The 24,522-nt window shown below is 65.5% G+C and carries 29 protein-coding genes; 5 read left to right on the forward strand and 24 right to left on the reverse strand.

Annotation, left to right across the window (positions count from 1 at the left end):
- The first annotated feature begins 77 nt into the window (after positions 1–77).
- Entirely contained in the window at positions 78–443 is a 366-nt protein-coding gene (locus ASF30_RS09715) for a hypothetical protein (RefSeq protein WP_055905346.1), read from the forward strand.
- A 133-nt stretch (positions 444–576) separates the two neighbouring features.
- Here the strand turns inward: ASF30_RS09715 and ASF30_RS09720 are convergent, their stop codons facing one another.
- The 13 genes from ASF30_RS09720 to ASF30_RS09780 form a co-directional block, all read right to left on the reverse strand.
- Positions 577–1,200, reverse strand: coding sequence for a hypothetical protein (locus ASF30_RS09720; protein ID WP_055905349.1), 624 nt, complete (start codon positions 1,198–1,200; stop codon positions 577–579).
- A gap of 152 nt (positions 1,201–1,352) precedes the next feature.
- Entirely contained in the window at positions 1,353–1,706 is a 354-nt protein-coding gene (locus tag ASF30_RS09725; protein WP_055905352.1) for a hypothetical protein, read from the reverse strand.
- A 29-nt stretch (positions 1,707–1,735) separates the two neighbouring features.
- Positions 1,736–2,074 carry a hypothetical protein gene (locus tag ASF30_RS09730; RefSeq protein WP_055905355.1) on the reverse strand — a complete coding sequence of 113 codons (339 nt, stop codon included), beginning with the start codon at positions 2,072–2,074 and terminating at the stop codon, positions 1,736–1,738.
- Complete coding sequence (locus ASF30_RS09735) at positions 2,071–2,556, reverse strand: hypothetical protein (protein WP_055905358.1); 486 nt, start codon at positions 2,554–2,556, stop codon at positions 2,071–2,073. The genes ASF30_RS09730 and ASF30_RS09735 overlap by 4 nt, the downstream gene beginning before the upstream one ends.
- Before the next feature lie 173 nt (positions 2,557–2,729).
- Positions 2,730–3,296 (reverse strand): hypothetical protein, encoded by a 567-nt coding sequence (locus ASF30_RS09740; RefSeq protein ID WP_055905361.1) that lies wholly within the window; start codon positions 3,294–3,296, stop codon positions 2,730–2,732.
- Positions 3,293–3,820, reverse strand: coding sequence for a hypothetical protein (locus tag ASF30_RS23160; protein ID WP_200918456.1), 528 nt, complete (start codon positions 3,818–3,820; stop codon positions 3,293–3,295). The genes ASF30_RS09740 and ASF30_RS23160 overlap by 4 nt, the downstream gene beginning before the upstream one ends.
- On the reverse strand, positions 3,817–4,506 hold the full coding sequence (locus tag ASF30_RS22655) for a hypothetical protein (protein ID WP_157497148.1): 690 nt from the start codon (positions 4,504–4,506) through the stop codon (positions 3,817–3,819). The genes ASF30_RS23160 and ASF30_RS22655 overlap by 4 nt, the downstream gene beginning before the upstream one ends.
- Entirely contained in the window at positions 4,503–4,721 is a 219-nt protein-coding gene (locus ASF30_RS09755) for a hypothetical protein (RefSeq protein WP_055905364.1), read from the reverse strand. Before ASF30_RS09755 ends, ASF30_RS22655 begins: the two co-directional genes overlap by 4 nt.
- Positions 4,722–4,779: 58 nt before the next feature.
- Positions 4,780–5,385 carry a hypothetical protein gene (locus tag ASF30_RS09760; protein WP_055905367.1) on the reverse strand — a complete coding sequence of 202 codons (606 nt, stop codon included), beginning with the start codon at positions 5,383–5,385 and terminating at the stop codon, positions 4,780–4,782.
- 52 nt (positions 5,386–5,437) lie between these two features.
- Entirely contained in the window at positions 5,438–5,788 is a 351-nt protein-coding gene (locus tag ASF30_RS09765; RefSeq protein ID WP_157497150.1) for a hypothetical protein, read from the reverse strand.
- Between the two features lie 143 nt (positions 5,789–5,931).
- Entirely contained in the window at positions 5,932–6,348 is a 417-nt protein-coding gene (locus ASF30_RS09770) for a hypothetical protein (RefSeq protein ID WP_055905372.1), read from the reverse strand.
- A 36-nt stretch (positions 6,349–6,384) separates the two neighbouring features.
- Positions 6,385–6,579, reverse strand: a complete 195-nt coding sequence (locus tag ASF30_RS09775) for a hypothetical protein (RefSeq protein ID WP_055905375.1) — start codon at positions 6,577–6,579, stop codon at positions 6,385–6,387.
- A 101-nt stretch (positions 6,580–6,680) separates the two neighbouring features.
- Positions 6,681–11,315 (reverse strand): DEAD/DEAH box helicase family protein, encoded by a 4,635-nt coding sequence (locus tag ASF30_RS09780; RefSeq protein ID WP_162240743.1) that lies wholly within the window; start codon positions 11,313–11,315, stop codon positions 6,681–6,683.
- Positions 11,316–11,519: 204 nt separating this feature from the next.
- Between ASF30_RS09780 and ASF30_RS09785 the strand changes: the two genes are divergently transcribed.
- The 3 genes from ASF30_RS09785 (at position 11,520) to ASF30_RS09795 (ending at position 13,157) form a co-directional block, all read left to right on the forward strand.
- Positions 11,520–11,945, forward strand: a complete 426-nt coding sequence (locus ASF30_RS09785) for a hypothetical protein (RefSeq protein WP_055905381.1) — start codon at positions 11,520–11,522, stop codon at positions 11,943–11,945.
- Positions 11,946–12,007: 62 nt separating this feature from the next.
- Entirely contained in the window at positions 12,008–12,379 is a 372-nt protein-coding gene (locus ASF30_RS09790) for a cytotoxic translational repressor of toxin-antitoxin stability system (protein ID WP_200918457.1), read from the forward strand.
- 43 nt (positions 12,380–12,422) lie between these two features.
- Positions 12,423–13,157: a hypothetical protein gene (locus ASF30_RS09795; protein ID WP_157497154.1), complete on the forward strand. Its 735-nt coding sequence runs from the start codon at positions 12,423–12,425 to the stop codon at positions 13,155–13,157.
- Between the two features lie 21 nt (positions 13,158–13,178).
- Here the strand turns inward: ASF30_RS09795 and ASF30_RS09800 are convergent, their stop codons facing one another.
- The 6 genes from ASF30_RS09800 to ASF30_RS22975 form a co-directional block, all read right to left on the reverse strand.
- Complete coding sequence (locus ASF30_RS09800) at positions 13,179–13,700, reverse strand: hypothetical protein (RefSeq protein ID WP_055905390.1); 522 nt, start codon at positions 13,698–13,700, stop codon at positions 13,179–13,181.
- Positions 13,701–13,722: 22 nt separating this feature from the next.
- Positions 13,723–14,280: a 3'-5' exonuclease gene (locus ASF30_RS09805; RefSeq protein WP_055905393.1), complete on the reverse strand. Its 558-nt coding sequence runs from the start codon at positions 14,278–14,280 to the stop codon at positions 13,723–13,725.
- Positions 14,281–14,284: 4 nt separating this feature from the next.
- Positions 14,285–14,821 carry a hypothetical protein gene (locus ASF30_RS09810; protein ID WP_055905395.1) on the reverse strand — a complete coding sequence of 179 codons (537 nt, stop codon included), beginning with the start codon at positions 14,819–14,821 and terminating at the stop codon, positions 14,285–14,287.
- Positions 14,822–14,898: 77 nt separating this feature from the next.
- Positions 14,899–18,057: a hypothetical protein gene (locus ASF30_RS09815; protein ID WP_055905398.1), complete on the reverse strand. Its 3,159-nt coding sequence runs from the start codon at positions 18,055–18,057 to the stop codon at positions 14,899–14,901.
- A 57-nt stretch (positions 18,058–18,114) separates the two neighbouring features.
- Entirely contained in the window at positions 18,115–19,002 is an 888-nt protein-coding gene (locus ASF30_RS09820) for an NAD-dependent epimerase/dehydratase family protein (RefSeq protein ID WP_055905401.1), read from the reverse strand.
- Positions 19,002–19,751: a hypothetical protein gene (locus ASF30_RS22975; RefSeq protein WP_055905404.1), complete on the reverse strand. Its 750-nt coding sequence runs from the start codon at positions 19,749–19,751 to the stop codon at positions 19,002–19,004. Before ASF30_RS22975 ends, ASF30_RS09820 begins: the two co-directional genes overlap by 1 nt.
- On the opposite strand from ASF30_RS22975, the gene ASF30_RS22235 reads away from it, so the two are divergent.
- Positions 19,750–20,445, forward strand: coding sequence for an HAD hydrolase-like protein (locus tag ASF30_RS22235; protein WP_162240744.1), 696 nt, complete (start codon positions 19,750–19,752; stop codon positions 20,443–20,445). The genes ASF30_RS22975 and ASF30_RS22235 overlap by 2 nt on opposite strands.
- A gap of 24 nt (positions 20,446–20,469) precedes the next feature.
- Here the strand turns inward: ASF30_RS22235 and ASF30_RS09835 are convergent, their stop codons facing one another.
- The 5 genes from ASF30_RS09835 to ASF30_RS09855 form a co-directional block, all read right to left on the reverse strand.
- Entirely contained in the window at positions 20,470–22,293 is a 1,824-nt protein-coding gene (locus ASF30_RS09835; RefSeq protein WP_055905411.1) for a putative Ig domain-containing protein, read from the reverse strand.
- 87 nt (positions 22,294–22,380) lie between these two features.
- The gene (locus ASF30_RS09840; RefSeq protein WP_055905414.1) at positions 22,381–23,013 is read right to left on the reverse strand and encodes a hypothetical protein; all 633 of its coding nucleotides are present in this window, start codon (positions 23,011–23,013) and stop codon (positions 22,381–22,383) included.
- Positions 23,010–23,381 (reverse strand): hypothetical protein, encoded by a 372-nt coding sequence (locus ASF30_RS09845; protein WP_055905417.1) that lies wholly within the window; start codon positions 23,379–23,381, stop codon positions 23,010–23,012. The genes ASF30_RS09840 and ASF30_RS09845 overlap by 4 nt, the downstream gene beginning before the upstream one ends.
- Positions 23,382–23,484: 103 nt before the next feature.
- A complete protein-coding gene (locus tag ASF30_RS09850) occupies positions 23,485–23,985 on the reverse strand; it encodes a hypothetical protein (protein WP_055905418.1) in 501 nt (166 codons plus the stop codon).
- The gene (locus ASF30_RS09855) at positions 23,982–24,515 is read right to left on the reverse strand and encodes a hypothetical protein (RefSeq protein ID WP_055905421.1); all 534 of its coding nucleotides are present in this window, start codon (positions 24,513–24,515) and stop codon (positions 23,982–23,984) included. The genes ASF30_RS09850 and ASF30_RS09855 overlap by 4 nt, the downstream gene beginning before the upstream one ends.
- Positions 24,516–24,522 lie beyond the last annotated feature (7 nt).

Raw genomic sequence — 24,522 nt, forward strand, 5'->3', positions numbered from 1 at the left:
CTGTTTCGTTCCGGTCCGCGCATGGAGGTGGAGAAGAAGAACCTCAACGCCGCAGAAGCGGCAGAACGGATACAACCTTGATCGACGGAATCTCCACCATCCACTTCGGGCTCAGCATCGACGACCTCGCGGAGGTCCCCGAGGTGTGGGGTGCGACCGTGGACGGCGACGGCTGGAACGCATGGGGCGACAAGCCTGGCGTCGACGTCAACGACGCCGACACGCTCCACCTGTCCATCACCCGCCACAACGAAGCCATCGACGGCACCGTCCGTACGGTGATCGCCCGCCTCGCGGACAAGCTCGTACAGATGGGCGGCTACGACAGCCAGGCCGGCATCGTCCTCGTCGTCACCGACTCGGCCGACTGGTCCGAGCAGAAGAAGTCGCTGAAGAAGGGCGAGCCGTGGATTGGCGCCTCCAAGGCGTTCGTCGCCGCGTAACCCCGGCCGCAATCACGAAGCCCCGCAACTCCTCGGAGGTGCGGGGCTTTCGTCATAGCGCCGGCAGAGGTGACGCCCGTGTGGTGTTGCTGCCGGACGGCGCGTGCGCTGGTCAACGCCGCCCGGCAGGTTGTTACTCCGAGACGGTGATGACAGTGTTCAACCGAACGCTGTTCTGCAACGTCTTGGCGAGCTCGTCGTCGTCCTGGCAGGTGACGTTCACCGTCACCCCGGTGTGGGTGCGGGTGCTGGCACGCATCGTGGTGAACGACACACCGTTCTCCACGGTGAGGGTGTCGACGGTGCGGCCGGAGGTCTGCGTCTTGAACGCCGCCCACTGCTCCTGCTTGGTCTCGTTCGGCGCGGAGTCGGAGAACACGGAGTCCATCCACTTCTGGGTGGCTTCGCGGTCCTCCCCCAGGTCGGTGATGGCGTCGCCGAGCTCGGACGTCCAGATGTCGGCGGTGCACCACGGCTCGTCGCCGCCGTCCACGGACTCGAAGCTGGCCCAGTTGAGGGTGGAGGGGTCGGAAGTGCTGACGTCCGCCTTCTTCCACAGGGTGTCGTGGTCGAGGTTGGTGGCGAAGTCCAGCTGCGAGTTGATGTCCAGGATCCCGCCGCTGGCGAAGTCGAGGTTGGAGATCGACTCCGGCTTCGTCGGCATCCCGTATGACAGGGTCGCGGGGACGAGGACGGCGAGAGCTGCAGCGGACGCGACGAAGAAGCCGATGACGCGTTTCGTGTTGGTGGTGGGCATGAGGAGCGGGGGTTCCTTTGCTTGACGTGGCAGCCCGGTGTTCCGGGCATCATCAAGACATGTGGCAAGTCCTCGACTGGTCGCCGAACCGCCCTGCGAACCACATCTGGGCAGCACGAAGCCGCCCTTCCTCCCGTTTGCCCGACGTATGCCTAGGAGCCCGGCGTCCAGACCGTCTGGCGGTACCGGTCGACAATCTCAACCTGCCGTTCGCGGGCACGGCTCAACCGTCGGTACGCCCTCATGCTCAGCACCATGAGGTACACGCCGGCGAGCGTCGCGACAGAGCCGGGGATGCTCACCAGCCGGAGGAAGGACAGCCCGGCGAGCGACGCGCACAACGACACGACCGTCAAAGTGACAGCCGTCAGAAGCACCCACCGTGCCGACCGGTTCAACATCAGGAACCGGGTGCGGGAAGCCTTCAGCTCCTCCTCGGCGAGGAACCGCTCCCGCTCAGCAGCGACAACCGCGTCGCCTTCAGCTAAACGCGACAGGTCCGACATGGCCGCTCCCCCGTTCGATGAGAGCGAGCCTAGCTGCGCCGGCCGCCGAGCGCATCCGGGTACTGCAGTTCGTACTCAGCGAGACGACGGATCGACCTCTGCAGATCCACCCGGTCGGAGTAACCGGACGACGCGAAGAACGTGGCGACCACCGCGACGATCGACAGGATCAGGGTGAGCAGACCGTTGAACGGGAACACAGCACCGCTGAGAGACAGGACGATGATGGCGACGCCGGCGACAGAGGCCGACACAGCCACCGCGGTCCCTCGGGCGAACAGCTTCTTCGCGACCTGGCGTTCATGGTCAGCGACGGACTTCCGGGCGAACGTGACGAGCAGCTCCCCGTCAGGCGTGGAGGTGCTCAACTGTTCACCCACCAGTTCGACTCGACACGCTCGTGGAACTGCTCCAACGCCTCAGCGTCGCCGGGGATCCACGCCTCCACCTCCACACGGATGTGCTGCCCGTCCTCCATCTGCGACGGCGGAGTGTACGGGACAGGCTTCGAGTCGGTGTCGGCTGGAGCCTCGCCGGGTCGGTAGAACTTCGCTGCCTTCAGCCAGCCGGTGAACGAGAACATGTTCTCGTCGCAGCTGCGGAACGTCAGGTCGGTGATCTCGTAGTGAGCGAGGTACGCACGGTCGCCTTCATCGTCACGTCCGGTGGGGAACTTCATCTCCACCACCCCGTAACCGTTCTGGTCGAGACGCACGTGCGCGCCGTGCAGAACCGCCACCTTCCGGTCCGTGAACCGAGGCGGACGAGCCGTTGAGGCGATGACCACCTCGGAGGTTCCTCCGTTGGTGGCGTGGTGGAACAGCGGGTGGGGCTTCACATTGGTCTCCATGGCACCAACATGTGCGGATACGCGCATTCCTGCTGTCGGAGTACGGGAAGAAGACCGGCGCGATCATCTGGACGCTCCCCCATCGGCGACGGTCGTCGCGGCAGCCGAAGCATCTCAAAGGCGAGGCGGCGCCGGAGGCGACGCCGGTCAGGTGCGGGCGCTGACCTGGGCTGTCAGGTGTTCGGGTTCCCGGGTATTGGAAGCGGGAGTTCGATGATCGTCGTCCGGATGTCGTGGAGGTCGGTCAGCGGCACGTCGCCGTACCAGGGGTCGTTCAGTCCGCGCGGGTCCTGGGAGGTGAAGATGCCTTGGCTGCGGATCCAGTCGAGGTCGTCGCCCATGTATGTGACGCCAGCCTTGTACCCGGTGGCGTCCTGCTCGACCGGCCAGCGGACGTACTGGCCGTGGTCGTCGATGACGAGGCCGAGGTTGAACGGTTGACCGCCGATCGTGCAGACAGTCTCCGTTTTGAGGTTCCGTTCCACCCAGTCGAGCGGGACGTCGAAGAGGGTGCTGCCCGGGAACCGGTACCGGTTCCTGTCCAGGTAGGGAGCTGCGGCGCGTTCGGTCACCCAGCCGAGCTCTGCGGCTTGGGCGGGGCTGGCGACAAGGGCGAGGGTGACGTCCGGCCAGGTCCAGAACATCTGCATGTCCACGTAGAACCAGTGGCCACGGACGAGCGCGTAGGTACCGCTGGGCACGACGTCGGCGCCGGGCCAGATCTCCGAGATGTCGGTCATCCAGCCGACACCGTGTTGGCCGCCTTGTGTGCGTATGCTGCGAGCCACCGGGATCCGAGGATCCGGTAGGCGATGTCGGAGGCGTCGCCGCGGAGGGTGAGGTTCTCGTGTTCCGCAGCCCAGAGGACGTGGATGAGGCCGGTGTGGTCGTCCTCCCAGTCGTTGAAGGGCGGCATCACACCGAACTGGAGTGTGTCCGGGTCGTAGTCGAGCTTCACGTTCGATCCGAGGTTCAGCTTCAGGCTGGCTTCGGTGACCTGCTGGGTGAGCTCGCCGATGCTTCTCGCCTGGGCGAAGCCGCCTTCGCGTAGGCTGCGGACGTCCTCGTTGGCCTGGTCGAGCAGGGCGGTGACGGTCGCCAGCTTCTCTGTGAGCGCGGCGTTGTCGGCACGGAGTCTCGTGTTCTCCTGAGCGGCGGCGAACCCGCCCTCTCGAAGCGTCTGGACGTCCTCGTTGGCGCCTTCCAGGAGTGCGTTGGCGTGGTCGAGTGACTTCTGGAGCTTCTTCTCGTCGGCTGCCGTCATCGGGCTGCTCCGTTCTCGGCGGCGTCGTGTCGTTGGGCGGCGAGCCAGCGGGAGTGGTTGATGGTGGTGGCGATCTCGTCGAAGTCGTCGAATAGGTTCAGGCCGCGGTGGCGGACATCCCAGAGGATGTGCACCAGGGAGGTGTGATCCTTCTCCCACGGGTCGAACGGCGGCTCGAACCCCTTCTCGGCGGCGGCCCGGTCTCCGCTGGTGGTGTTGCCTGGCTTTCCGCGTTCGGCGGTGCCGAGCTTCTTGTCGGCTTCGGCGAGACGTTCGGTGAGGTCCGCGATCTGCTGTTCCATGTCGGCGATGCGGCGCGCCGGTGCGAGGTGGTCGGTGCCAGCTGTCGGCTGCTGTGTCTCGTCGGTGACGAGGATGGAGGCTTCGCTGTTCACGAGCTGGCTCGGTTGGATGACGTTCTTGTCGAGGAGCACCGCGAGGGTCGCCTCGGCGATCGCCGAAGCTGTGGCGGGTGAAGCGGGAACCAGTGTGCTGGCTGTGGTGGTCAGGCGGTCACGGAGCCACTCCAGAGGCTGGAAGGAGATGCGGGCGGCAGCCAGCGCATCGCCGGAGAACCAGACGGCATCGTCATCGGACGGGCGTGCCGTCACGTGGAGGGTCTGTCGGTGGAACGCTGCGACGATCCTCATGCGGATCATCTCGTCTGATTCGGTGAGGGTGTTCATGCTGCTCCGATTGTGGTTGTGCCGGTCAGGCAGTCGCGGCATACGAGGGACTGCGGGACGGTTTCGGTGTTGCTGCCGAGGAGGATGCCTCCGCCGCACTTGACGGGCTGGAAGTCCGACTCGGCCGGCCCTGCCAGCAGGTGGTAGATGTGGGCGTCCGGTTCCGGGTACTTGGGTACCCGCTCCGCGATCACGCGTCGCATGCGTTCAGCCATCGTCGACTCCTTCTTCTCGCACCCTACATGCGCGGTTGAGCGAAGTTTCGGGCGACGATCAGTCTGTCTTGACGGATACGTGGGTGACCAGGTCGGCGAAGGCTACGTCGAAGTTGCCGCCTGCGGCGCAGGTCAGGTCGGTGAAGAACGCGTAGCCGGACGTGGAGAACACACGGGCGCTTGTCACCCATTTGGCGCCGTCGTCAGCCGCGCCCTGCAATGACCGGATGTCGGCTTTCTCGTTCCCGTACACGTAGGTGGCGTTCTTACCGATCTGGTTCACTGTCGCTTCCGGCGCCCCGTACAGCTTCGCGAGGTACCGGTCGGTGGCCTTCTTGTCGTCGCCGTCGGTGGCGACGTCCGACGGTTTCGGGCCGGAGTGGATGGTGGCGACGCAGGACCCGTTCGAGTCCTTGTAGCTGCGCTCACCGATCCGTTCGTCTTTCAGGTCCCAGCCGGCATCCTCGAGGGTGTTCTCCAGCACCGGCTCAACCGTCTCCGGGAGCTTCTCCGCACCGGACCAGGTGAGGTCCAGCACGGTTCCTTTCGGGACTGCGGTGGCTTTCACTTCGTCTGGCATCTGCACTTGGACGCAACCGGAACAGGCGATCGCCACGGCGGCGGCCGCAGCAGCGAAAGCCGCGATGGTCGATGGTGCGCGCATGGCGTGGTGGCCCCTGACTTGTCGGTGATCTGTCGTCAGGACATGTGGCGGATCAGCGCTTGGCGAGAGTTCCGGCGGGGAGTTTCGGGGACGGTCCAGGCCAGGTTCCCAGCTTGTCCATGCTGTTCAGCTGGTCAGGCGCGATGAAGATGACCAGCGGGTCCGGGTCCTTGGCCGGTTCGACCCATCCTCCGTCGGCGAGAGCGTCGGCGATGTTGAAGTCACCGTCGGCTCCGGGGACGACTGTGAGGATCAGCCCCTGGTCGGGCTTCGTGTCGTCGACGGACCATGCGAGCTTCAACAGGTACTCGGCGAACTGTTCAGGCTTCTGGACGGTGTACCCGTCTTCGATGAATGCTGTGACAGCGATGTCGTGCCCGTCACCGAATGTTTCCACGTCCACTGATGTGGATCTGAGACCGGCGATGCCTGCGAGTGCGTCGCCGGCCGCGACTGCTGTCCCGTTCGACCCGGATGGCGTACATCCCGTCAGCGCGATCAGCAGGGCTGCACCTGCAACGGCTGCCGCGATTCTGCCGGCGGATCTCATGCCGCCGCCTTCGAGATGCTTCGAGGGCCCCACCCGAGCCTGCTGATTTCGTCTGCTGCTGCCAGGAAGATGCTGTCTGGTGCGGCGCTGGCGCCGACCGTGGAGGTCGCCAGCAACGACGATGTGAGCGAGCCGGCCAGATCATCCCGCGCCTGCGGCGTGGTGACGATCCGGGTGGGTGACCTCCCCCAGCCTGCGGCACTGACGGCGCCGGCGATCCGGCGGAACTGGCGTCGCTCATGCTCCGGGATGTCGATCCATTCCAGTTCGCCGCCCTGGGATGAGTGCAGCTGCACAGCGAGCTCCTCCATCTGTTCGATGGTGGGTTCGGCGATGTCTGGCGTGGCGGTGAACAGGGCGATGATCTCGTCGATCGGGTCGTCGAGGTCTGAGAGGTCGGCTACGGAAGTCATGAAGCTCTCATGTGCGGACTGATGAGGATTCGTCTGTCACCGCTCGAGCGCGGTGGCGAGAGCTGCAGCGGCGATGCGTCGTCCTTCCACGCGCTGCAGGTACCGTTTCCGCTGCCAACCGCGGGGTGTGCGGAACTCCATCGTCTTCACCGCTCGGGTCAGGGCCCGGTTCGCGTTCCTGTGGGCGTTGTCGACGGCGGGGTCGCCGGTCTTCTCATCGAGAAGCTTCATGGGTGGTCAGGTTCCTTCCGGGCGGTCCCCGGGCGGGGCGGTAAGCCTCCGCCTCGGGTCAGCAGGAACTATCGGCTGTCGCGGCCGGGGTGTCAGCGGAATCAGGCAGCGGCCAGCTGCCTTTCTGCTGCGTCGTTGATCGCCGCTTCCACGGTGGCGAGAGCCAGCTCGGCTGCGAGGAGTTCGTCCTCCTTCTCGAACACCGCTGCGGCTGCGATCTGCGCGGCGTCGGCTGCTGCGACCGTGTCGGCGGCAGCCTGGGCACGGAACCGGGCTGCGGCGTCGGCGAGGCTGTCGAGCCAGGCGGTCAGGCGCGTTTCCAGGATCGCGGCGATCTTGTCGTGGTCGCGGCGGAGTTCCGCCTTCGTGAATGTGATCGTGTGGGCTGTGCTGTACGCGCTGTACCCGACGATGACGCGCGGGTCCTCGTTCCAACGCTTCTCCGCACGGACCCGCAAGCCACGCCATCCGGTCGCTCCGATGAAGTCGGAGAACATCTGACGGACCACCGACTGCAGACGGGCGTTGTCGGCCGTGTTGGGTGGTGTGACAGCGGCGAGGATGTCCTCGGCGTCGTTCGCCATCCGGGTTCGCTCCCGCGCTTCACGGGTGGCGCGCTCAGCTTCCTGGCGGAGAGCGTTGACGCCTCGGAGCCAAACAGCACGGACGGTGCGGAGCCGGCGGACCTCGCCGGCGAGTTCGGCTTGGCGCATCAGTTCCGGGTTGCCGGCGGCGATCGCCGTCACTTCAGCGAAGTTCAGCACCGCTTCGGACACGTCGTCGATCTCGCGGCTGGTGGCTCCGGCGATCATCTGGGAGATGAACCGCTGCTTCCGGGTGAGCGCCTGCCAGATGTACGAGTCGAAGGACCCTTCGGTGATGTACCGGTAGATCTCCACCTGCCGGGACAGGTTCTTCGGGCGGAGGGCGCGGCCTTCACGCTGCTCGATGTCGCTGGGGCGCCACGGAGCGTCAGCGTGGTGGAGGTAGGCGAGGCGGGTCTGGATGTTCGTTCCGACTCCGACCTTCTCGGTGGATCCGATGAGGACGGACACGGCACCTTCTCGGCACTGTGCGAACAGGTGGGCGCGGGCCTTGTCGGTGGCGGCTTCGTGGATGAAGCGGACCTTGTCGGCGGGGACGCCGCGCATGGCGAGCATCAGCCGGAGACGGCCGTAGGACTGGTTCTCGTTCGGGCGGGGCGTTCCGAGGTCGCACAGCACCAGCTGGAACGCTCCGGTGACGGGCGAGTTGCCGAAAGTCCGGTCCTTGTCGCGGTGGTGGAGCCGGGCGACGTTGTCGGCGATCGCGGTCAGTTTCGTGGAGTCTTCGTCGAGGTTGACGAGGCGGGGGTCGAGGGCGACTTTCCGGCCGTCGTTGCAGACCATCAGCATGTTGTCGAACACACTGCCGATCTGACGCTTCACTCCGTTGCGGATGTCGTCGGAGCGTTCCGCGAGCTCGCGGACGAACGCAGCCTGGTTGTCCGACTGCAGCGAGACGATGTTCTCCCAGGTGGCGTCCGGGCGTTCCAGGCCGATCTTGTCGGCGGTGAGCAGGTCAGCGGACTCGGCGAGCATCGTGGAGAGCTCCGGGACGTTCTGCATGACGGAGGGACGGCGGTACATCCGGAACGAGGACCCGTCGGGGGTGACCTCCACACGGGTTTCGTAGCGGACGAACGTGGCAGCCCACTCATCGAACGATGCGACGCCCGCCTCTTCCAGACGGTTAGGTTGGAGGTACTTCTGCCAGACGTACGTCTCCGCGAGGGTGTTCGTCCACGGGGTGCCGGTGAACAACGCGACGATCGGCTTGCCGGGGTACCGGTTCGCGAGGGTGTCGATCTTCAGCAGCAGGTCGGTGGCGCGCTTCGATGAGCCGAGGGAGAACCCTTCAGCGCGGGTGGCGACAGCCAGACGCTTCGCGTAGTGGGCTTCGTCGTAGCTGATGTGGTCCACGCCGAGCAGCTCGAAGGTGATCTGGTCCCGGTCGGTGACCTTGTCGCGGAGCTCAGCAACACGGTTGCCGAGCTTCCGGATCTGCGCGGCGACGTTCTTCGCGCCGGCTGCGGAGCTGTTCTTCTCCATCAGGTGCCAACGGAGGTCAGCCTGCTGTCCGGCGACCCAGTCCTCTTCCACCTGCGGGTCGACACCGATGGAGGTGAACGCCTGGTGGGTCATGACCACGGCGTCCCAATCGCCGGTGGCGCAGCGTGCAGCGAACAGACGGCGTGCGTCTTTCGCGAGGTCGTCCTTGGATGCGATCAGGAACCGGGCGGCAGGGTACGCCTGCTGCGCTTCGCGGGTGATCTGGTCCAGCAGGTGGTTGGGGACGACGATCATCGGCTTGTTGGCGAGGCCGAGGCGGCGAAGGGTGAGGGCCCCACCGATCATTGAGAGCGTCTTGCCGGAACCGACGGGGTGGCCGACGAGGACACGGTCCTGCGACACGACACGGTCGATCGCGTCCCGCTGCCACGACCACAGCTCGATGCTGTCGTCCATGCCGGGGAACGTCAGGTAGGAACCGTCGCCGCGGCGGACGACGTGGGAGTTGAACCGACGGTTGTACTCGGCGACGATCCGGTCGGATCGTTCCTGGTCCTCCCACACCCAGGTGGCGAAGTGCTCCTGGATCTTGCGGAGCTTCTCCTCGGCGGCGAGCGTCTCCACCTGGTTCCGGATGCGCTTCGTCCCGTTGACGGTCACCTTGTCGTCGTAGACGACCGGGGACTTGCCGTTCAGGCCGCATTCCAGCAGGCGGGTCGCCTGAACGCGGGTGGTTCCGTACTCCAGGGCAGCCTGGTAGTTGACGCCGCCGTCCACTTCCCACAGCGCCGCTGCGGGGGTGTGGGTGACGGTCGCCCAGCCGTGGAACAGGTACTTCGCGAAAGCTTCGACGTCGGAGGCGGGGATCCATGTGACGCCCAGCTGGACGCGGATGTCGAACGGGCCGAGCACGGCGGGAACGACCTCGGTGAGAGCGTCGACGTTCCTCTGGAACACCGGGTCTGTCTCCGCTGCAGTGCGGGCGGCGGCGAGCTTGTCGCGGACGTTGCCGGTCAGGTAGTCGCGGGCGGTGACATATGCGCCGGCGGTGGGGTCGTTGAAGATCAGGCCGGCGAGAGCGCTGACCGCTTCAGCTGCCGAGGGAAGGCCGAGCAGCTCGGCGGTGCGGTCCAGATCCACCCGGCCGGTCTCGCCGAGGGTGACAGCGAGAGCTTCCTGGGGTGTGGCTGCCGTCTCCGTCTTCACGGGGCGGTGGGTGACCCGGCGGAGCAGGATCGGGGCAGGCGCAGCCTCGCCGGTGTCCTGGTCGAACCGTTCCAGCGCGAACGCGACTGCGGCGTCCGGGTCTCGGCGGAACCCGCCCATGGTGGGACGGACCCACGTCTGGGAGAACTCGCCGGTTTCCGGGTCGACCGCTCCGATGCGGAGCTCGCCGCGGTTCAACGGTCCGAACGCAGCACGGTAGGACTCGTACAGATCAAGGGTGCGGCTGCGAGTGTCGGCGATGGCCTCGTCGGGAAGGTCGAGGTTCGCTTCCATGCTGATGAGGTCGAGGGCAGCGTCGCGGAGGCCGATCAGGTGGGTGAGCTCCGCTGCAGCCCGTGCGACGGGGGTCGCGGCGCCGTTGATGACACGGTGCACCTTCCCGTCGATCAGGTGGAAGGAGCCCTCCTTGCGGCCGACAGGGTCGGTGAGCACCACATCGTCGAGCGGGTCGGTGATCTCCACGACCGGCTCAACGGTGATCATCTGGCGGGCTGCGTTCCCGGCTGCGACGATGGCGGTGTCGATGTCGTCGGCGCGGACGTCCAGCGGGACCTGCGACCAGTTGGTTGCGGTCAGGGTTCCGGCGACGCAGCCGGGGTTCTCCTTCCAGAAGGAGGAGATGTCGACGCTGTGGAATCCGGTGCGGACGGTGTAGGAGTCGTCGCCCCAGAAGTCCTGGTTGTAGAGGCTGCCGCGGTTCACCTTGGCGGGCTTCCAGCCGGTGACGGTTCGGGCGCCGCCGCGGCGTCGGAGGACGATGATGTCGGCGACAACCTTCGTGCCGGTGAACGCTCCGCTGGGGAGACGGATGGCGGTGACGAGGTCGGCGTTCTGCTGGAGGAGTTCCAGGTTGGCGGGGGTGTCGAGGACGTGGCGGCTGGTGGCGGCGATGACGTATCCGCCGGGTTTGACGGCGTCGAGGGCGCGGACCAGGAAGTAGGAGTGCAGGTTGGGTGCGTCGTAGGTGGGGTCGAAGACGCCGGTGTGGGAGAACGGGACGTTCCCGATGACGGCGTCGAACCCGCCGGCCTTGAAGACCACCTTCTCCAACGGCTTGTTGATGATCGTGGCGTCCGGGTTCAGCGCGGCGGCGATGCGTGACGCGACCGGGTCGATCTCCACACCGGTCCAGTCGACATCCCAGGAGGTCGGGATGGCGGACATGAAAGCACCCGATCCGCAGCCGGGTTCCAGGATCCGGCCGCCGGTGAATCCGGTGGCGGCGAGGAGGGAGAAGACGGTGTCGGCGACCAACGAACCGGTGTAGAAGGACGTGTCGACGACGGTGCGGACGACGTCCAGTTCAGCTTCGGGGACGAACACGTCGATCAGGTCGGCCACTTTCGCCCAGCCGCCTTCCGGTCGCATCGCGAGAGCCGGAGAGAGCGGGCCCCAGCCGGGCCAGGCTGACAGAGCGGCGCGCTGCTCCTCGGTCGGGTTTCCTTCCAGAGTCGACAAGGCATGGAGCGCGTCGATAGCGATCTTGGGAAGGGAGGCGCTGGTCACAAGCTGTCCGATCTGGAAGGTGGGGTTCGCAGGGTCACAGCTGCGATTTGATTCCCCTCCTACATGCGCGGACGGCCTCGGATCTGCCGAGTGTCGCGGAATCAGTTCGGAGGCGTACATGTTGTACAGGACGTACACGACGATTAGGATCGAGTCATGCCCAACGCCTCCCCTGTCCAGCGATATGACACGGCATCCGCCGCGCGCGCAGCCTTCAAAGACGTCCTCGACGTCGCCCAGATCGGCGCGTTGGTGACTGTCAGGCGGGAAGACTTCAGCGCCGCGGTCGTCCCTGCTCAGCAGTTCCGCGTTCACCTGGCTGGGACGGTCAATCCCGATGTGCGGGTAGCTCAGGAAGACAACGGCAGGTGGTCGGCGATCATGGACGGCCGCGGATTCGCCTCCGACGGCGCCACCCTCGACGCTGCGCTAGACGACCTCGCCGACTCGCTCCGGGAATACGAAGCCGAATGGACTCAGCACTGGGCTTCCGCGCCGAACCATCAGCAGAACTGGGCTCTGGTGCAACTGGTCGGCCTGTCCACCGATGCGCAGCTGCGGGAGTGGCTGGACCCGAGTTGAGCCGATGGCCGGCGGCGAACCGTCAGCATCACGACACGTTCTGCGTCACAGAGAAGTGGCAGGTGGTGAACGACGCCACCGGTAAGGCTGTTGGCCATCACCTCACCTACAAACTTCCTCTCGACGACGGCCGCGTCCTCCGCACAAGGATCAGCACCCCAGTCGACAAGAGCACCTACGGGGACAGCCTCTGGTCGGCGATCCTCCGAGACCAGCTCGAGGTGACCGCTGATGTGTTCTGGGGCTGCGTGAACGATGGGACTCTTCCTGTCCGGAGCGCCCCCAAAGCGGCCCCGACGAAGGCGCTCCCCTTGGGGCTCATCCGACAGCTGCAGAAGACTGGGCTGAGCGCAGAGGACGCCGCGAAGCTGAGCGTGGAGCAGGCTGGGGTCGTCATCGCCGCGTACTGGGAAGGGGTTGCCGGTGCCGAGTAAATGTCTCGCTCTCGCACTCGTCTCGTTCGCTGCGCTCGGGGCATTGGTCCTGTCCGGATGCTCGGCACCTGAGAAGGCTGCCGGCGGCTGCGCGCTGACGGCAGGGAGCAACGACTGGGCATCACTGGTTCCGGAAGCCCGCCCGTACACGGACCGGTATCTGGAGGACAACGACGTAGCCAAGGACCAGGTGTACCAGCCGGAGTTCTCATCCGGCGCGCCAGTCGAGGCTGTGCTCCAGCAGATGAGGTGCGACGTTGACGACCCGTACTTCAAAACCGCGGTGCGTGCGGCGTTCACGGAGAGTTTCGCTGACATGGACACAGGGCCCACTGCAACGGAATCAAAGGATACGAGCGGGCAGGTGGAGGGGTGCCCGCTGATCTGGGATCCGGAAGCTGCTGTACATGAGGCTGCTGAGCCGGCGGTGCCATACGTGCAGGGGTGGTTCGAGGGTCACGGCACCGACCTGACGGCCCGGGAGCAGCAGTACCGCGACGCCGCCTGGTACGACAAGTACGGAGACGACGGAACAGCAACCAAGGAGATTGTCTCCGAGATGGGTTGCACGACACAGGAATACTCCGACCTGATCGTCGCCGAGGCGATCACGCAGGTGCTCTTCGCCGCGCAGCAGGCTGCATACGAAGCGACCAAGGCGCCGAGCTCAGGCGGTGAGGGCGGTGGCGACATCCCTGATGTGGATGTACCCGACGTGAACCCGTTCTACTGTTCCTGGTCGTTCCGGGGTGGGTTCAACTGCGGGGTGCACGGATAGTGCGAGCGGGCTGCCGCGAGCTCAGTACCCGCCGAACGGGACCCGGTTCGCTTTCGCACCGTAACCGTCCGCGCTGAGGTCTTCCAACCATTCTTCGACCGTGCCGACGTACGGGAAGTCCTTCACACCGAATTGGCTGGCGGTGAAGTCGACCACCCATTCCTTGTCACCGCGGCGGCAGAGGACGGCGCAGTGCTGGGTGAACCACACCTGCGATTCGATCGGTTCGGTCTCGTCGGCGCCGAGCTCTTCCGGGGTGAACTGGTGGATGAGGGCTTGGGATACACGGAAGCAGTTGTTCCTGGCGTGGGACTTCACCTTCATCTTGGACAGCGGAAGGTGCACCGGGGTGCTCGCGTATCCGCTGGCGTTGTTCCGGTTCCTGATCATCAACGTGTCAGCGTGATCGGCAAGGAACTGCTGCGCGGCTTCCAACGGTGTGCCGGCGTCGCGGGTGAGGACCAGCTCTGCATGGTGGGCGGCGCGGCCTTCGAACCGGCCGGTGGTGTCCGAGTGGAGGTTGCCGGTGCCGTCTGTGCTCATGCCTTGTAGGTGTGTGGCCCGGCTAGCGGATGCGGCGGTCTCCGAACACCCACGGGAGAAGGGCGACGATGTTGCAGCTGTCGTCGATACCGCGGTGGGCGGTTCCTTGGAATGTGAGTTCGGCACGCCGGACGGCTCCGCCCAACCCGAGACGGCGGACACCCTGTGCGTCGGAGAACGCCTGCTTGAGGTTGATGTGAGGTTGCGGGAGCGGGTTCGGCACCCGGTGGAACTGTACGTCCTTCGTCAGCTGGTTCCGGTCGTAGTCACCCCAGGAACCCCACCATTGGACGTCATACTGCGCCACGAACTCAGCGACCGCCGCAGCCACCTCCGGGAACGTCGGCGCTGTGTCGACCTCAGCCTGCCGGATGGTGGTCAACTCCCGGCAGAAGTCAGTCAGTACCGGGTTCCGGATCGGACGGACGAACGAGGAGAACTCGGCCACGACGTTCAGGTCGGGGCCGACAACGATGCCGGGGAACTCGATGATCTCATTCTGCTCCCGCGGGAACTCGTTGATATTCGAGCAGGTGGCCTCGAAGTCGACGATGAGACCGTTGCCGGTCGGTGCGTGCATCAGTTCAACGCTCCTGGTTGTACACGTCGCCGTCGTTCACAGCGATCCGCAGGCGCGGCCCGTGGTCCTTCTCGAGGGTCTCGCCCGTGTCGATGCCGATGAGCGGAAGGCCAGGGGTGGTGCTGGACCAACCGGCCCAGATGTTGATCGGGACGGCGTCACCTTCGGCTGTGCGGTAGGTGACGTAGCCGTCCTCGACAACCGGGATGAACATGCCACCCTCACCGTCGACTGCGTCCTGCTGACTGGGCGTGAGGCCCGACTCCGGGTCAGCCGGCGCCGGCACAGTGGAGGGTGCGACGGGAAGCTGCTCGCGGAGCAGGTCAGCGAGGACACCGACCAGGTCGGTCATCGCGTCCTCGTGCGTCTCGAACGACTCCTGCTCGTTGTCGTAGTCGTTCAGCTCCTCCATCTCGGCGACCTCAGCGGTGCGAGTCGCTTCGACCTGGTCGAACGTGGCGAGGATCGCGCGGGCGCGGACCTCCCAATTGCCTGTGATGGTCTCGCCGGTGACGGGGTTGGGCAGGATGTTCTTGGTCATGGGTGATGCTCCTTCTTCTCATCACCAACATGTGCGGACCAGATGGCTTCTGGACGCCGAGTTGGATGACCCGTGTATCAGCGCAGCTCGAACTCGAACCGGATCAGCGGGTTGACGTTGGCGCTCACGCCGATGGCGTATTTCCCGTTCTGGGAGATGACGAGCCTGTAGAAGATCACCGGCACAGCCGTTACGTGGTCAGTTCCAGACACGCCGCTGTCGATGGAAGTCCACACCTTCCCGTCAGGGCCCGCTGCGATGATCCTCTTACCATCGCCGGACACGGCGATCGATTTCCACAGCCGGGGGCCGCCAGCATCCAGCGAGGTCCAGTTCGCGCCGTCGTCGGTGGACTTGTAGATGTTCTCGGTGAGGCTGGACACCGCGACGATGGTCGACCCGTCGGCGGAGAGCCGAGCGTCCACCCAGGACTTCGACGCACCGATCGTGGTCCAGGCTCCGTTCTTCCACAGGTACAGCTGGGCGGTGCCAGAGGCGCGAGCCAGGATCTTCGTGCCGTCCGCCGAGACGGAGAGGCCCTGGTACGTCTTCGACGGAGGGCTCAGTTGCGTCCAGGTGCGGCCGCGGTCGTCGGAGTAGTTGATGGCGGTGCTCGCAGCGACCACGATCCGTCCGGTGTCGGCGGCGACCGCGACATCTCTCGGGCTCGAGGATGCCGAGCCGGTGTACTCGTAAGTGGCGAACTTGTCCGTGGTGACTTTCACGTTCGATGCCCCGAACCCGTAGAAGGTGCCGCCATCAGGTGCGACGGCGATCTGGTCCCAGGCGTAGCCGGCGCCGCTGGAGAAGCTGCGTTCCGACCAGGTGAGGCCGTGGTCGGTGGAGTACAGCAGCGGACCGGTGCCCGTCGGGTCGGCGAGGATCGTCTCTCCGTCCTTGGAGAACGCGATGTTGTCCCAGGTGCGGGCGGGGACGCCGGTGCTGCCGAAGTTCTTCCCGCCGTCGGTGGAGACCTTGATCATCGTGGATGCGTCAGACGCGACCAGCGAAGCGATGGAACCGTCCTTGGAAAACGACCCGCGGATCCAGTCATGGTTGGAGCTGTTCGATACGGACCAGGTCGCACCGCCATCCTCGGACAGGTATGCGAGCTGACCGCCGCGGTCCAGCGCCATCTGCTTGGAGCCGTCACCGTTCGCGGTGAGGGCGTAGAAGTACGTGGACCCGGGCAGTGTGTTCGTCCAGGTGACGAACCCATCGGAGGACTTGTACACCTTGTTGACGAGGCTGGCCATGGTGACCTTCCCGTCCCGGGAGATGCCGACGGAGTCGAACGACAGCCCACCGCCGGATGCCAGCTGCCGTTCATCCCAGGTGCGTCCGTAGTCGACGGAGTAGTACAGCGGGCTGGTGCTGGTCTTGTCGGCGATGAGGGTCTTCCCATCGTCGGATGCGACAACGTTCGTCCAGGTACGAGCGCCGGACCCGCCGGTAATGTGGGCGACGCTGTCTGCGGTGCGGAACACCGGGTCGGCAGCGGTGGCTGTGGCGAAGTTCCCACGGACGCCGTCACCGGACAGCGCGACCCGCCGCCAGGACTTCTCGAACCCGGCGAACAGCGTCCAGTTCGTGCCACCGTCGACGGTCTGCACAACCGAACCGCCGTTCACCATCACGACGGAGTTGCCGGTGGTCGACGAGGCGATCGAGTAGACACCCGTCGCGTTCGTGGTGGTGCGGATGTTGGTGGAAAACTGATTGTCGGACTTGTAGAAGTAGATGGACGCGGCCGCGAACACGTACGTCCCGTCGCGGGAGATGCCGACGGCGTCGAAGCTGGTGGACCCGGTGAACCGTTGGGTCCAGGTGTGGCCGTAGTCGATGGAGGTGTACAGGTACCCGGTCGATGAGTGGTCGGCGATCAGCTTGGAGCCGTCGTCTGATGCGGAGATCCCAGTCCAGGTCTTAACGAGCGACCCGGTGCTGGTCAGCCAGGATGCCCCGTGGTTGTCGGTGTAGGTGAGAGCGGAGGCAGCTTTGGCTGCGGTGAGGTGCTGCCCGTCGTTGGCGACGGTCATGCCTCCCCAGGTTGTGGCGGTGCCGGCTCCCGAGTCAGGCCAGGTAGCCCCGCCGTCGTCGGAGAGCAGGAGGCCGCCCGCGGCGATGGCCGCCGCCATGTGGTCGCCGTTGCCGGAGATCGCCACTCGGGTCCAGGCCTGAGAGGTGCCGCGTTGGGTCCAGGTTTCCCCGCCGTCAGTGGAGGAGTACAGGAATCCTGGGTTCGACGCTGCAAGGACTTTCAGTCCGTCGGCGGAGACGGCAATATCGGAGTAGCTGGCGAGCGGCCCGCCGACGGTCCAGGTGACCCCTCCGTCAGATGATGCGGTGATGCTCGCGCCGGTGGCTGTTGCGGTCATGTGCAGTCCGTCGTCGGCGATCGTCACGGCTGACCAGGTGCCAGTGAGTGCGCCGGGCCGTGCTGTCCAGACGACGCCGTCGTCGGAGGTGTAGACGGTGTCGGCGGTGGCAGCGGCGATGAAGTGTTTCCCGTTGCCGGAGATGCCGACCTTCGTCCAGGGCTTCGGAGCACCTGCCACGGCCGCCCAGGTAGCGCCCTTGTTGGTGGAGATGAACAGCTGCCCGGTCGCGGTTCCTGTCGCCGCGATGATGGTCTTCCCGTCGGCTGACATGGCGGAGTCCGTCCAGGTTCTGGTGCCGGACCCTTCCAGGGCGTACGACGCCAACGTGGCGACCTTCGGTGGGGCTGGCGGGCCCTCGGGGACCTCGACACCGCCCAGCTCGTCGAGGATGGCCACGTATTCGATGTCGGTGACGCAGCCCGGTGACGCCGTCTCAGATGTCGGTGTGAAGATGGTTGTGTTGCCGCTGACGGTCGCGAACACCCCTGAGCCTGACGCTGACTTCACCACGGCGAGGTAGCAGGCCCCTGCACTGTCGGTGTCGACGGTCAGGTTGGGTGTGTTGTCGGAGTTGTGGTGGCCGGCGTCGGCGGCGTCCGGTTCGAGCAGCTTGGCTGTGACCAGCCCAGCAAGATCCGTGTACCTGTCTTCGGGGCCAGCCTGCATGGATGCTTCCGCGACCTGGACCTGACGGAGGTTCTGCCGGGCTGCTTCATCCTGTGCCCATGGGATCGCGGCGAAGACGGTGCCTCCGATGATCCCGCCAACGAGCGCGATGACGAGGACGCCGACCATGACGGAGGCAAGGTCGATCGCCGCCCGCGGGTTGCGGATCGTGTGGATGGCTCGGAGCACCTTGTGGCCTTTCAAACTTCTTCGGTTCTCCGTGAAGTCATGTGGCGGACGGACGTCTCAGCGGCTGGGGAAGGACCTCGCCAAACCGTCGGCCGTCGGTCTGTACCCGAGCAGCTCTGTCGCCGGCTCGATGTCGAAGGTGCGGTCATGCCCGAATTGGAGGAGGGAGTAGTACGACAGCTGCGCTTTCAGCGGCAGCTTCGACGTGATAGCCGACACAGCCAGCGCCGCATCGACAGGGATGTTCAGCACCCGGTGCGGGCCGAGCGCCGAGAGTGCCGCTTCCCGGACAGTGATCGCTTCAGGGTCGGTGATGTTGAACGTGTTCACGCCGGGGAGGGCCGCATCTACGGCGCAGAGGATCGCATGGACGAGGTTCCCGACCCAGGTGAACTGATGGACGGCGTGGCCGCCGTTCGGCAGGGGAAGGACGCCGAACCGTCCGAGCCGGCGGAGCGTTGGAGCGAAGCTGGCGTCCCCCGCTCCGTACACCGCGTGTGGCCTGAGGATGGCGGCGTTCCGTCGGAGACCGGTGATCAACCCTTCGGCGGCGAGCTTTGACGGGCCGTACGAGTTGAGGAACGGGTAGAAGAACGATGCGTCTTCCGTCTTCGTGTTCACCGACGGTTCGGACATGTTGTAGACGGCGGCGGAGGACAGGTGGATGAAATGCCCGTCGGAGAGTTCGAGGGCCGCTTGGGTGAGGCGGATGTTGGCTTCCTCGATCTCTTCCGACCAGCCGTCGCGGGTGTCAGCGGCGCAGTGGATGACGGTGGCGTCACCGAACCACGGCATCTTCCCGAGCTCGAAGTCGGTGCGGTAGAACTGCACATCCGACCCGGACCTGCGCCCCACCTCGGTGACGTTGTGGCCGGCGTTCCGGAGCGCAGCCACGGTTCGTGAGCCCACGAACCCGCTGCCTCCGGTGACGACGACGTCTGCCATCAGGCCGCCCGGAACAGGGCTTCGATCGCGGACCGGACCTGACCGTCGGAGTCGTAGCGGAGCTTGTCCGCGGCGAGGATTCCGATGTTCGGGTTAGATGCGACGGCCCGGCGGACCGTGACGGTGGTGTCGCCGGCGAGGACCAGGAGCAGATCACTGGGGGTGGCCGGGTTCGCAGCGACCGCACGGCGAACACCGTCGTCGCTGTCAGCTGCTGCGTTGGTGAGCAGCTCGACGGTCAGCTGCGAGTTCTCCGCTGCGTTCTGGCGGACGTACGCGTCAGGGTGATCGATGAGCGCTTCGAGGACGTCGACCGGTGTGTGCGGGTTCTCCGCGATGGTGGCGAGTGGGATCTCTGCATGCCCGGACTCGACCATCTCCCGCAGCTTCGCCGGGCTGGTCTTCAACGAGCGGGCGAGGGCGCGGATGACGTCGTGGGTTTCGTCGTCGTACAGGTCAGCGATCACAGCGGCCGGGGTGGCGGAGTTCGCGACGACGGCGGCGCGGACGTCCGGGTCGTCATCGTGGGAGAGGACGGTGAGCAGGTCGGTGCCGGCGGTTTCGTTCGTGGCGACCGCGACTCGGAGACGCTCGTCGGCGGAGTGGGCGAGCACCTCCAACAGCTCGAGCGGGGTGTCATACGAGTCAGCGACCCGAAGCCAGTACTCGATGCCGACAGCTTCGATCAGGTCCGACACGGTGAGCTCGTCAAGGTCGAAGTGGGCGTCGTTGGTGGAAGGGGTCGTCATGCCGGAAAGCCATGTGGCGGAATGGTGCACGGCCCTCCCCGCCACATGTCTCCCGGCCATGCACGCCCGCGCCACCTGGACTGACTCCATCGCCCGCCAGATGACCATCGCCGCAGCCGCCGGCAGGAACGTCATCTGGGATTTCGACGGGACCATCGCCGACACTGAACATCTGCACGAGGAGTCATTCCGGGCGGTGCTTGCCGTCCGAGGGTTCCACGTCCCCGACGACTACTTCGAGGTGAACTTCGGCGGGTCAGAGGAAGCGATCTGGCTTACCCTCCGCGACGTGCACGGTGCGCCGATCGACGAGATCGCAGACGTCGTGGCCGAACGGAAAGACGTGTACGCGACCCTCGCTCAGCAGGTCGAACCCGGCTGGCTTGTTGAAGACCTCGCACCGGCATTCGAGCAAGTCGGTGCGGTCCAGTACGTGATCTCCAACGGTCAGCACGACACCAACGCCGACCTGATCCGGCGGTTCGGGTTCCACGACCTCCTCCGCAGCGTCAACCGGGGCACCCGGGACAAGTCCGACTTCTACCCGGAGCTGCGGCCTGCTGTCATCCTCGACGACCGCAGCCACTACCTCGGCCGCGGGAGGACGCTCGGCGCCCTCACCGTGGGTGTGCACAACAACCGGAATCGCGGAGCGCAGCTCGGCGCCGACGTCACTGTGGACATCGCCGCCTGAGCTGCTCCCCGCTTTGTCGGTGTCCTACTGAGGCGGGATGATCGCCGGCGCCGTCATGCCAGCCCTTCCCCACATCCACACGTTCCCGCTGGTGTCCAGAGCTGTGACCCTGTACCCGCTGACGTCCACAGACGCGAACGTTGTCGTTCCGACGGTGTCCAGCAGCCTCGGCGTGCCCTGAGTGAGAGGAGAAGCCCCGAACCCGAGAGACAGACCAGAGCTGTTGTTCGTGCCCCACGTGTAGATGTGTCCGTCTTCGTCGAGGGCTGCGGCAGCTGAGGAGCCTACTGAGAACTGCTTGAACTTCGCCGATGGGTACGCGCCGAGGTTAGCGGCAACGGGCGTGGCGGAAGTGACGGATGCCACTCCGGTCCCTGCCTTGCTGAGGCCGGCGATGCCCCACGTATAGAGCTTGCCGTCTGTTCCGATGGCGATGGCCTGGTACCCGTAGATCTCCACCGACTTAAAGGTGGTGGTCCCAAACATCTGTGTGGGCACGGAGAGGGTCACGACTCCAGATCCGCCGAGAACGCTCCCCTGGTCGGACTTGCCCCACATCCAGATGTGGTCGTCGACGTCGAGGCCGATCCCGACTGCTCCGGTTGCGTATGTCTGAGTGGCGCTGATGTGCTTGAACTTGACCGATGTGGGGATCTTTGTCGGCTTTACTGTGTCCGAGGCGGCGCTACCCAGAAGGTTTCCTGTGCTGGAGCCCCACGAGTAGATGTCGCCGTCCTGGGACAACGCGATCGCAGCGCTGGTGGCAGCAGCTACTTCCTTCCACTTCACGCCGGCGCCGATCTGCGCGGTCCGGGACGCCGGTGTGTTCACAGGTTGTCCGTCGCCGAGGGCGGTTCCACCCTGGCCCCACATGTCTCCCTGGCCGTCAATGATGTAGGTCCTGCCGGCTCCGTTGGTGGAGATCGCAACGGCCGGCTTCGTGAAGTTCGTCAGCTGGGTGATCACGTCGGTGGTCCCCGACTTCACGTACTGGTAGATCCGGCCGCCCTGATCGCTGACGATCTCAACGTCGGTGTTGTTTCCGGCGAACACCGGGTCGGTGGTGATGATGATCTGGCCGGCGACCGGGGAGCTCGTCCCGCCGTCGTTCGTGGCGGTGAGGGTGAAGTTGGAGACGCCGATCTGGTTCGGGGTCCCAGAGATGACGCCCGTGCTCGCGTCGAGTGCGAGTCCGAGCTTCGACAGGCCGTCAGCCGGCTGGACCGCGAATGTGAACACGGTCGGGCGGCCTGTCGCGGAGATCGTGACCGGACCCCAGACCTGCCCGACCTTCCCTGCGGGCAGAGTCGGGACCGTGAGAGTCGGGGCGATCGGGAGGACGGGCGGCGGGGGCGGCGGGGTGAAGTCGTCGCCAGGTAGCGCGATTCCTGCGATGACGTCCTTCAGCGGACGGAGCAGTGGAGCGCAGAAGTCTGCGTGGGTGCTGTCGGCTTCGGACTTGTAGTCGCGAACCGTGGGGCTCTGGGAGGTGGTGTAGAAGAAGCTGCCGTCCCCTGACCTGATCGCTGCGACCCAGCAGGTGCCGTCCGTGTCGGTGGTGACGTCGAGGGTTGTCTTGTGCTCGATCAGGTCGACCGGCGCGGTTGACAGGATCCCGTACTCCAGATACTTCCCGCCAGCTTCCGGCAGCATCTTGGCGAGGGACTCAGCGACCCGCACGGTGGCGAGGTCCTGCTTCGCGGCTTCGCGCTGCGACCAGGGAATCACACCGAACACGGTTGCGGAGATGATTGACCCGACGAGAGCGATGACGATGACGCCGACCATGATCGATGCGAGATCGATCGCAGCTCGGGGGTTCCGGAGGAGTCGGAGAAGGCGAAGCACAGAGATGACACGTCCTAACGGCTGACGGTCAGCCGGCTCTCAGACATGTGGCAAGTGCCCCACCGAGCCGGCGCCCTCGGTCCGGTTCTACGAGCCTGCTTTCTGTTCGTCGTACTGGGCGATGACCGTGACGATCCCCCACAGTGCCCACAGGAATCGGTGGGTGTAGACGGTGAAGTCGTTCTCCCAGACGTCGTAGAACCGGCAGTCTCCGAACTGGAACTGGTCGATGGCGCGTCGGAGTTCGGAGTCGTCGTCGGCGTAGCAGGCGAGCTCCTGCGCGACAGCGTCTTGGAGATCCTGCTTCCAGGCGTCGTCGGCGTCTGCGTTCTCGTCGAGCCAGTCGGTGACGGTGTCGTCGAGGAACTCCATGACGGCGTCGACTGAGTGCTCCTTGAAGTCGGAACTGGCTGTCATCTTCTCGCCCCAGTAGTGCGGGTTGATGCCGCGCTTGCCGCGGAAGAACTCGAACATGTCGTCGAGGCGTTCGAAGACGTAGGTGCCGGTGTCGCCGTACACGGTGAGGGCGCCGGGTGTGGTGATCACGTTGAACGAACCCCAGCCGGTGCCGGGCGCGCCGTAGTACAGGTGCCGGTACACGCCGTCGTCGCGGACGATGGTGAGCCGGTGGTTCTTCGTGTCGTCGAGGAAGGCTTCGCGAACTTTCAGATCGCGGGCGGCTGCGGTGCTGAGGGTCGGCTCAGCTGTGGTGGCGGTCATCGGAGGACCAGGCCGTAGAACGGGCCGGGACGATTCGGCTCCTCGAAGTTGGCGAACTCCAGCGCCCAGTCGAGGCGCTTCATCAGGACAGCGAACTCGAAGTCGGTGAACTGGGGATACGCGCGCTTGTTCGGCCTCAGGAACTCAGGGTTCCACTTCGGAGCCGCCTCGTGGAATAGCGACACCTTCGCGTGGCTGTAGATGTGGAGGTGGATCTGACCGCCCAGGAGGTACATGTGGAAGGAGTCTCGCTCCGGCGTGTACCCGTACACCAGGGTGCGCTCCGACTGGTCGTGCAGGTCGGTGACGCTGAGCCGGTCGGGCTCGTTGGCGAGCAAGCCCAGTTGGGCGAGTTGATCGGTGTTCACGTGATGCTCCTTCAGGATGCGTGCCGGCAGGTGTGGCCTGGCTACTTCACAGCCCTCATGTGCGGAGCTGTAGAGAACTGTCGGTACCCGGCCCGGTGGATAATCAGAACAGGTCGACGAACGCCCCGGCGGCCATGATGAGCCCCCGGTACCGGCGCTGGAACGTCTCCTCGTCCCGGAGTTTCCTCTCCGACGTGGCGAGGTACTGCTCGTCACGAATGACCCAGTCCTCCACTTTCTCCACCCATGCTTCGGCTCGGTCGAGTGCGTTGAACCGGTCTGTGATGTTGGTGCGGTCGTTGGCGTACCAGCCGATGAAAACGGATCCGACGGCGGCGACGAGGATGCCGAGCCCGACGTAGCTGATCGGGAGGACATGCACGAGGATCAGGACGAGTAGTGCGATGAACGCACCGAAGATCGCAACGCCGAGGATCAGCTTCCAGGTTCCGGGCTTGCCGGGGTTCTCGGCGTATTCGGCTGCGGCGTCGCGTTCGCGGATCGCCGACTTCAGGTTCTGCTGGCTTTTTCGAAGGATCTCCTTGGCGATGCCGACTGAATAGTGCAGATTGTCGAGCTTCCGCTGGCTGTACCAGGTGTTCATGCGTGTGATCCTGTCGGGTTGGTGAGCGCTGCGATCGACGCTTCGGACAGGTCACCGTCGGTGATGCGGCGCCGGAACGCTGCCTGGAACTCTGCCTCTGCGACCTCTTCCGCGTGGGCGGCGCTCAGGGCGCGGGCTGCCACCTCATACTCGGCGTTGAGGGCAGCCACTCGTCCTTCGTAGTGGGTGATGTCATCGGCGATCTTGGGGTGTCGACCGAGATCTCCGATGAGGTCCAGGATGGCGAGGAGCGCATCGATCAGGAAGATGACGGTGAAGACGATCCCGAGGATGCGACCCAGCTGGCTGAGCCCGCCGAGCATGTCGAAGCCGGCGAGGATGCCGATGACGCCGAACACCAGCAGGCCGACGACAGAAATCGTTGCTCGGATCACGCGGGGACGCGCGTACCGCCAGGCGGTCATCTGCTGCTGACGACGGAGGGTGGTCAGGGTCGCCTCCACAGAGTTGACCTGGTAGCCGGTGGTGTTGAGTCGCCTCTGGTGCGACTTGATCAGTTCGGAGTTCATGCTGTCC

The organism is Leifsonia sp. Leaf264, from assembly GCF_001422325.1.
Taxonomy (GTDB): Bacteria; Actinomycetota; Actinomycetes; order Actinomycetales; family Microbacteriaceae; genus Orlajensenia.